Here is an 8456-nt window from a genome sequence, read left to right on the forward strand (position 1 = left end):
GCATCGTAGTAGCGCAGGCCGTCGACGCGGCGGGCCGCGAGCCGTGCGTCGACGTCGTGCGCGAACAGCGCGGCCGCGTCGAGCGTGTCGCTCGCGATCGCCATCAGCCACTGCGAGCCGTACAGCGGCACGTGCGCGGACAGCGGATCGACGACCGCGAAGCTCGCGCGCAGGTCGTCGAGCAGCGCGGCGATGCGCGCGGCATGGAACACCGGCGAGCCCAGATGCATCGAGATCGCGCCGCAGCGCGTGAGGATTCGCTTGAGCCGCGCGTAGAACGCGCGCGTATAGAGGCCGGCCGCCGGCGAATCGGGCGGCGTGAGGTCGAACACGACGAGATCGAAATGTTCGATCGTCGAATCGACGAAGTGCGCGGCGTCGCCGATCACGACCTCGACGCGCGGGTCGTCGAGCGCGCCCTGGTGCACGTCGTCGAGATAGCGGCGCGCCATCCCGACCACCTCGTCGTCGAGTTCGGCGATCACGATCCGCTCGATGCACGCGTGCTTGAGCAGCTGGCGCGCCGCGCCGCCGTCGCCGCCGCCGAGCACGAGCGCCTTCCTCGGCGCCGGATGCGCGAGCGCGGCCGGGTGCGTCATGCACTCGTGATAGACGAATTCGTCGCCGACCGACGTCATCGGCCGGCCGTCCAGCGTGAACAGCCGGCCGAGCTGCGGGGTTTCCCAGACTTCGATCTGCTGGTGCGGGGACGCGACGTGCGCGAGCCGCCGCGCGTTCGGGAAGCCGTAGGTGGCGTCGGGCGTCGGGTGAAAGAGAAGGGTGGTGCTCACGAGCGGGCCGCTGGGGCAGGCAGTTCCGACGCCTGAATTATAGGAGGCAGGCGGTTTGGCGGAAAACCGTGCCGGAACACTACGCGCCGACAAGGGAAATGTCAGCCCATCTGTTAAAATGACGAGCTTTGCAGCCCCGTCCGTTGGCTCCGTCCGCTTCGCGTCCGTCAGGCGCCGCACCGCGCGCCGGGAACGATTGACGCTCGAGCTTCCGGATGCCGCCGTGCCCCCGTTTCCTCGACTCGTTCTCCGGACTCGACATGACGACTTCGTCTCCCGCCTCCACCACCCTGATGGCCAACGCGATCCGTGCGCTCGCGATGGACGCCGTCCAGCAAGCGAACTCCGGCCACCCCGGCATGCCGATGGGCATGGCCGAAATCGGCGTCGCACTCTGGTCGCGCCACCTGAAGCACAACCCGACGAATCCGCACTGGGCCGATCGCGACCGTTTCGTGCTGTCGAACGGCCATGGCTCGATGCTGCTGTACTCGCTGCTGCACCTGACCGGCTACGACCTGCCGATCGAAGAGCTGAAGAATTTCCGCCAGCTGCACTCGAAGACGCCGGGCCACCCGGAATACGGGATCACGCCGGGCGTCGAGACGACCACCGGCCCGCTCGGCCAGGGTCTCGCGAACGCGGTCGGCATGGCGCTCGGCGAAGCGCTGATGGCCGACGAATTCAACCGTGACGGCGCGAAGATCGTCGATCACCACACGTACGTGTTCCTCGGCGACGGCTGCCTGATGGAAGGCATCTCGCACGAAGCCTGCTCGCTCGCGGGCACGCTGAAGCTGAACAAGCTGATCGCGCTGTACGACGACAACGGCATCTCGATCGACGGCGACGTCGTCAACTGGTTCCACGACGACACGCCGAAGCGCTTCGAAGCGTACGGCTGGAACGTGATCCCGAACGTGAACGGCCACGACGTCGACGCGGTCGACGCGGCCATCGCGAAGGCGAAGCTGTCGGACAAGCCGACGCTGATCTGCTGCAAGACGGTGATCGGCAAGGGCGCGGCCACCAAGGCCGGCGGCCACGACGTGCACGGCGCGGCGCTCGGCGCGGAAGAAATCGCGAAGACGCGCGAAGCGCTCGGCTGGAAGTGGGAGCCGTTCGTGATTCCGCAGGAAGTCTACGCGGCCTGGGACGCGAAGGAAGCCGGCAAGCGCGCCGAGTCGGAGTGGGACGCGACGTTCGCCGCCTATCGCGCGAAGTTCCCGGCAGAAGCCGCCGAATTCGAGCGCCGGATGGCCAACAAGCTGCCGGCCGACTGGGCCGAGAAGGCTGCGGCGATCATCGCCGGTGCGAACGAGCGCGCCGAGACGGTCGCGACCCGCAAGGCGTCGCAGCAGGCGATCGAGGGCCTCGCCGCCGCGCTGCCGGAGCTGCTCGGCGGCTCGGCCGACCTGACCGGCTCGAACCTGACCAACTGGAAGGCGTCGAAGGCGGTGCGCGCGAATCCGGAAGGCGCGGGCGTGCTGCTCGGCAACCACATCAACTACGGCGTGCGCGAATTCGGCATGAGCGCGGCGATCAACGGCCTCGCGCTGCACGGCGGCCACAAGCCGTTCGGCGGCACGTTCCTGACGTTCTCCGACTACAGCCGCAACGCGCTGCGCGTGGCCGCGCTGATGAAGGTGCCGTCGATCTTCGTGTTCACGCACGATTCGATCGGCCTCGGCGAAGACGGCCCGACGCACCAGTCGATCGAGCACGTGTCGAGCCTGCGCCTGATCCCGAACCACGACGTCTGGCGTCCGGCCGACACGGTCGAGACGGCCGTCGCGTGGACCCACGCGGTCGCCGCCGACCGTCCGTCGAGCCTGATCTTCAGCCGCCAGAACCTCGCGTTCAACCCGCGTACCGATGCGCAGATCGCCAACATCGAGAAGGGCGGTTACGTGCTGAAGGACTGGGACGAGGAAATCGTCGCACGCAAGATCATCCTGATCGCGACGGGCTCGGAAGTCGAACTCGCGATGAAGGCCGTCGAGCCGCTCGCGCAGCAGGGCATCGCGGCGCGCGTCGTGTCGATGCCGTCGACCAACGTGTTCGACCGCCAGGACGCCGAATACCGCGAACGCGTGCTGCCGCACGGCGTGCGCCGCGTCGCGATCGAAGCGGGCGTGACGAGCTTCTGGCACAAGTACGTCGGCCTCGAAGGCGGCGTCGTCGGGATCGACACGTTCGGCGAGTCGGCGCCGGCCGGCGTGCTGTTCAAGTACTTCGGCTTCACCGTCGAGCACGTCGTCGAGACGGCCAAGGCCGTGCTGGCCTAAATAAAAGCATACGCGGCGCGCGCCACCCGTTGCGCGCGTCGCACCGTGAAGCTGCACGAAACGAATTTTTTCAGCCATCAGGAGATAGACCATGACGATTCGCGTCGCAATCAACGGCTACGGCCGTATCGGCCGCAACACGCTGCGCGCGTTCTATGAAAACGGCAAGAAGCACGATCTCGAGATCGTCGCGATCAACGACCTGGGCGATGCGAAGACCAACGCGCACCTGACCCAGTACGACACCGCGCACGGCAAGTTCCCGGGCGAAGTGTCGGTCGACGGCGACTACCTCGTCGTGAACGGCGACAAGATCCGCGTGCTGGCGAACCGCAACCCGGCCGAACTGCCGTGGGGCGAGCTGGGCGTCGACGTCGTGATGGAATGCACGGGCTTCTTCACGACGAAGGAAAAGGCGGGCGCGCACCTGAAGGGCGGCGCGAAGAAGGTGATCATCTCGGCGCCGGGCGGCAAGGACGTCGACGCGACGATCGTCTACGGCGTGAACCACGACGTGCTGAAGGCCGAGCACACGGTCATCTCGAACGCATCGTGCACGACGAACTGCCTCGCGCCGCTCGTCAAGCCGCTGAACGACAAGATCGGCCTCGAAACCGGCCTGATGACGACGATCCACGCGTACACGAACGACCAGGTGCTGACGGACGTCTATCACGAAGACCTGCGCCGCGCGCGTTCGGCCACGCACAGCCAGATCCCGACGAAGACGGGTGCCGCATCGGCCGTCGGCCTCGTGCTGCCGGAACTGAACGGCAAGCTCGACGGTTACGCGATCCGCGTCCCGACGATCAACGTGTCGATCGTCGACCTGTCGTTCATCGCGAAGCGCGACACGACGGTCGAGGAAGTCAACGCGATCATGAAGGAAGCATCGGAAGGCGCGCTGAAGGGCATCCTCGGCTACAACGACGCACCGCTGGTGTCGATCGACTTCAACCACAACCCGGCTTCGTCGACGTTCGACGCGACGCTGACCAAGGTGTCGGGCCGCCTCGTGAAGGTATCGAGCTGGTACGACAACGAGTGGGGTTTCTCGAACCGCATGCTGGATACGGCAATCGCATTCGCGAACGCGAAGTAATCCCGCACGTCGCGCGGCCGCGGCAACGCGGCCGGCGTGGCGAACGAACCCGGCCCGGGGTTTCCCGGCCGGGTTTTTTATTGCCCGGCGTAAATTCTCGGAGAGCAAGGGGTGGGTTGTCCGCGTTCGGTCAAAAATTGATGGTGGTCGTCTAGAAGAACGAACATTTGACGCCAAGGTGACCGGCGCACGGGAGTTGGGCGTAGGTCTGCCGGTAACCATCCGCATCGATTGAAAAGCTAGGCGTTAGATAGCTTCCTTGCCTTCGTTTTCCGAGACATTATGCTTGCGCGAGTTTTGTACGATTCGCTGAATGAGTGAATTGAAACCAATGACCAGCTGCCCCAAGCTGTGATTGTGAATGGTTATGGACTTTGAATAGTCGTTTCGATGGGCATAGATAGCAAGTACTGTCGGACCATCGGCGCCCCAGGCGCGTGCTTCGGGCAGTAGATAGCTGTGCTTATACGAATTCGATAACTCTATGAGGATCTCCGCGATTTCTTCGTTCGGTTGAATGTACTCACGGATAATTTCAGCGCCAAACGCGGTCGGGCTGCCGGAACGAAATAGCATCCCATATCCGTCAACCTCAATGCGCCGAGTTTTTGCTACTTCTTCCGACCGAGATCTGCAGTAAAGCGACATGACAAGATCGTCGATTACCCGCCGCATGGACAGGAGCACCGCTTCGACCGTGAAAAAGTATTTAAATATGTCCTTGGCTTGATAGGCATCGGTTGCCGTATCAACTAACATGGCCAGATGTCGAAGGCGATTCTCGATTTCGACTGCAACCAGCACGCCGTTGATTAAGCCAGGGATGCTAGGGGGATGAGGAAGTTGGAACGTACTGTACTGTTCAACTAAATACGGTAACTGGGATTTGGAACCCGAATAAAAATTTCGTTCTCTGATGTTTTCGTTGGTTGCCATGTTAGGTCTATGGTTTTTTCGAGTGAGATTGCCGTACCGATACCGAAGGAAGTTCATATGCGCCCTAGCCGTTTTCGTGCGTAGGCGAAACTTGTGCTTACTTGGACGATTGATGTGCCTCGTTGTGCGACATCTACGGAAATTTGCGCACGCTCTTTTTTATGGCTGAGAATCGGCCGTCACGTGCTCGACCGCATCGACGAACGCGCGCTTCAGCGGGCTGTCGAGATCGGTCCACGCGAGCCCGATGCCGCTGCGGTGACCGGCCAGGTCGAGCGGTCGCGCGAGCACGTTCGGCGGCAGCGCGTTGGCCGCCTGCGCCGGAATCAGCCCGATCCCCATCCCCGCCGCGACGAGCGCGAGCATCGTCGTGAATTCGCCGAATTCCTGCGCGATCTCGAGCGTCGTGCCCGCGCGGCTCAGCGCGAGCAGCATGTCGTCGTGAAAGCCGGGCGCGTAGCGGCGCGCGAGCACGAACGCGGGGTGGTCGCGCAACGCGGCCGGCGCGATCGTATCGTACGCGGCGAGCGGATGGTCCAGCGGCAGTGCGACGACGAAGCCTTCCTCGAGCACCACCCGCGTGTCGATGCCCGCATACGCGGCCGGCAGCCGGATCATCCCGAAATCGATCCGCCGGTCGCGCAGCGCGGCGATCTGGTCGGGCGTCGGCATGTCCTTCAGTTCGAGCACGATCAGCGGATAGCGCTCGCGCATCGTGCGCAGCACGGCCGGCAGCAGCGTGGGCAACACCGACGATACGAACGCGATCCGCAGCGTGCCGATTTCGCCGCGGCTCGACAGCCGCGCCAACTGCTCCGCGCGCGCGGCCTGCTGCAGCGTCGCGCGCGCTTCCGGCAGGAACACGCGCCCGGTGTCGCTCAGTTCGACCTTGTGCCGGTCGCGCTCGAACAGGCGTGCGCCGAGTTCCGCCTCGAGCGCCTTGATCTGCATGCTCAGCGCGGGCTGCACGATGCACAGGCGCTGCGCGGCGCGCCCGAAATGCAGTTCTTCCGCGAGCGTGACGAAGGCGCGCAATTGCTTGAGTTCCATGTGGCGGCGGGCGAGAGAGAGCGGTAATCAATTTTCATGATAACCGGATCAAAAAAGACCATTGGCGCGGGCCGGGCCGACGGCCGAAGATAGCGTGAACGCGAGACCGGCCGCGACAAGGCAGCCGGCTCGACTGGCACGAGGAGACCTCCATGACCCATGCGCTTGACCGATTCCGCCTCGACGGCCGCCGCGCGCTGATTACCGGTTCCGGCCGCGGGATCGGGCTGACGCTCGCCCGCGGGCTCGCGGAAGCGGGCGCGGCGATCGTCATCAACGATCGCAATGAAGAGAAGGCCGCGACGCTCGCGCGCCAGTTCCGCGACGAAGGCTTCGCGGCCGACCATGCGGTGTTCGACGTGGCCGAGCACGCGCAGGTACGTGCGGCGGTCGACGATTTCGAGGCGCGCGTCGGCGCGATCGACATCCTTGTGAACAACGCGGGCATCCAGCGCCGCGCGCCGCTCGACGCTTTCGACCCGGACGACTGGCATGCACTGATGCGCGTGAATCTCGACGGCGTGTTCAACGTCGCGCAGGCCGTCGCGCGGCACATGATCGCGCGCGGCCGCGGCAAGATCATCAACATCTGCTCGGTGCAGAGCGAACTCGCGCGGCCGACGATCGCGCCGTATGCGGCGACCAAGGGCGCGGTGCGGATGCTGACCAAAGGGATGTGCGCCGACTGGGCGCGCCACGGCATCCAGGCGAACGGCCTCGCGCCCGGCTATTTCGAAACCGAACTGAATCGCGCGCTGGTCGACGACGCGGCGTTTTCGGACTGGCTGTGCAAGCGCACGCCGGCCGGTCGTTGGGGGCAGGTCGACGAGCTGTGCGGCGCGGCGATCTTCCTCGCGTCGGCCGCGTCCGATTTCGTAAACGGCCAGACGCTGTTCGTCGACGGCGGGCTGACCAGTGCCGTCTAACCAGGAGCGCGTCATGCGGTTGCGTTGCATGTGTGTGGTGATCCACGGGCCGAACGACCTGCGGGTCGAGGAGCAGGACGCGGGCGAGATCGGCCCGGGCCAGGTGCGCGTCGACGTCGCGATGGGCGGCATCTGCGGCTCCGACCTGCATTATTTCCGGCATGGCGGCTTCGGCGCGATCCGCCTGCAGCAGCCGATGGTGCTCGGCCACGAGGTCGCCGGCACGGTCGCGGAAGTGGCGCCGGACGTGACGTCGGTGAAGGTCGGCGATCGCGTCGCGGTCAATCCGAGCCGGCCGTGCGGCGCGTGCCGCTACTGTCTCGAAGGGCTGCCGAACCAGTGTCTCGACATGCGCTTCTACGGCAGCGCGATGCGGATGCCGCACGTGCAGGGCGCGTTCCGCAACGCGCTCGTGTGCGACGCGGTGCAGTGCGTGAAGGTCGCCGATCACGTGCCGCTGTCGCTCGCGGCGCTCGCCGAGCCGTTCGCGGTCGGGCTGCATGCGGTGTCGCGCGCGGGCCCGCTGATCGGCAAGCGCGTGCTCGTGTCGGGGTGCGGGCCGATCGGCGTGCTGGCGGTCGCGGCGGCGCGCGTGCACGGTGCCGCGGAGATCGTCGCGACCGACGTCGTCGAGGCGCCGCTGGAAGTGGCGAGCGCGCTCGGCGCGGACCGCACGATCAATGTGGCGGCCGATGCCGGCTGGGTCGAGCGCTACGGCGCCGACAAGGGCACGTTCGACGTGATGATCGAGTGTTCGGGCAATGCGCGCGCGCTGCGCGACGGGCTGGACGTGATGCGTCCGCGCGGCGTCGTCGTGCAGCTCGGGCTGGGCGGCGACGTGAGCCTGCCGCAGAACGTGGTGGTCGCGAAGGAACTGTCGATCTGCGGCTCGTTCCGGTTCCACGCGGAATTCGCGCTCGCGGTGCAGTTGATCAACGCGGGGCGCGTCGACCTGCGGCCGGCCGTCACGCGCGTGTTCCCGATGCGCGACGCGAACCTCGCATTCGAACTGGCGGGCGACCGTCAGCGTGCGATGAAGGTGCTGATCGATTTCGCGAACGAGGCCGCGTGACGGTGCGGCGCTAGCGCGTCGCGACGGCGGCGGCGCCCCCGGCAAAAAGGCACGCCCGCGATGCGCGGCGCGTGCCTTTTTCGTCGTGCGGCGCAAACGGATCGCCGGATTGCCGGTCTACCGCCTCACTGCGTGACTTGCCGCGAGCCGACGCGCTGCGATGCGAGCCACAGCGCGATCAGCACGCCCGATAGCGCCGCACCCGCGATACACACGCCGCGCCAGCCGTCGAGGCCGTACGCGACGCTCGCCGCGAACGAGCCGAGCGCGCCGCCGATGAAGTAGCTCGTC

At 65.9% G+C, this 8456-nt stretch carries 7 protein-coding genes and 1 pseudogene; 4 read left to right on the forward strand and 4 right to left on the reverse strand.

The window, feature by feature from the left end; translation table 11 throughout:
• The coding region (gene speE / locus JMF90_RS12995; protein ID WP_201325145.1) for a polyamine aminopropyltransferase at positions 1-791 on the reverse strand (791 nt) is incomplete at its 3' end.
• Between the two features lie 215 nt (positions 792-1006).
• Here speE and tkt point away from each other — a divergent pair.
• Both tkt and gap read left to right on the forward strand, forming a co-directional pair.
• Positions 1007-3079, forward strand: a complete 2073-nt coding sequence (gene tkt, locus JMF90_RS13000; protein WP_006485709.1) for a transketolase — start codon at positions 1007-1009, stop codon at positions 3077-3079.
• Between the two features lie 91 nt (positions 3080-3170).
• Positions 3171-4181, forward strand: coding sequence for a type I glyceraldehyde-3-phosphate dehydrogenase (gap, locus tag JMF90_RS13005; RefSeq protein WP_201316698.1), 1011 nt, complete (start codon positions 3171-3173; stop codon positions 4179-4181).
• A gap of 246 nt (positions 4182-4427) precedes the next feature.
• On the opposite strand, the gene JMF90_RS13010 is transcribed toward gap, so the two are convergent.
• Both JMF90_RS13010 and JMF90_RS13015 read right to left on the reverse strand, forming a co-directional pair.
• Positions 4428-5117, reverse strand: a complete 690-nt coding sequence (locus JMF90_RS13010) for a hypothetical protein (protein WP_201316699.1) — start codon at positions 5115-5117, stop codon at positions 4428-4430.
• Positions 5118-5276: 159 nt separating this feature from the next.
• Entirely contained in the window at positions 5277-6167 is an 891-nt protein-coding gene (locus JMF90_RS13015) for a LysR family transcriptional regulator (protein WP_175781238.1), read from the reverse strand.
• A 152-nt stretch (positions 6168-6319) separates the two neighbouring features.
• On the opposite strand from JMF90_RS13015, the gene JMF90_RS13020 reads away from it, so the two are divergent.
• Both JMF90_RS13020 and JMF90_RS13025 read left to right on the forward strand, forming a co-directional pair.
• Positions 6320-7093 (forward strand): SDR family NAD(P)-dependent oxidoreductase, encoded by a 774-nt coding sequence (locus JMF90_RS13020; protein WP_069616843.1) that lies wholly within the window; start codon positions 6320-6322, stop codon positions 7091-7093.
• Positions 7094-7106: 13 nt separating this feature from the next.
• Positions 7107-8165 (forward strand): L-idonate 5-dehydrogenase, encoded by a 1059-nt coding sequence (locus JMF90_RS13025; RefSeq protein WP_201316700.1) that lies wholly within the window; start codon positions 7107-7109, stop codon positions 8163-8165.
• Between the two features lie 125 nt (positions 8166-8290).
• Here JMF90_RS13025 and JMF90_RS13030 read toward each other — a convergent pair.
• A pseudogene (locus JMF90_RS13030) lies at positions 8291-8456 on the reverse strand (MFS transporter); the annotation flags it as partial.

The organism is Burkholderia sp. E168m23, from assembly GCF_016586125.1.
In the GTDB taxonomy this organism is placed as follows: Bacteria; Pseudomonadota; Gammaproteobacteria; order Burkholderiales; family Burkholderiaceae; genus Burkholderia; species Burkholderia orbicola.

Coding starts and splice junctions, on each gene's coding strand:
- JMF90_RS13015 (WP_175781238.1), bottom strand. CDS start 6,167: ATGGAACTCAAGCAATTGCGCGCCTTCGTCACGCTCGCGGAAGAACTG.
- JMF90_RS13010 (WP_201316699.1), bottom strand. CDS start 5,117: ATGGCAACCAACGAAAACATCAGAGAACGAAATTTTTATTCGGGTTCC.
- JMF90_RS13020 (WP_069616843.1), top strand. CDS start 6,320: ATGACCCATGCGCTTGACCGATTCCGCCTCGACGGCCGCCGCGCGCTG.
- JMF90_RS13025 (WP_201316700.1), top strand. CDS start 7,107: ATGCGGTTGCGTTGCATGTGTGTGGTGATCCACGGGCCGAACGACCTG.
- gap (WP_201316698.1), top strand. CDS start 3,171: ATGACGATTCGCGTCGCAATCAACGGCTACGGCCGTATCGGCCGCAAC.
- tkt (WP_006485709.1), top strand. CDS start 1,007: ATGCCGCCGTGCCCCCGTTTCCTCGACTCGTTCTCCGGACTCGACATG.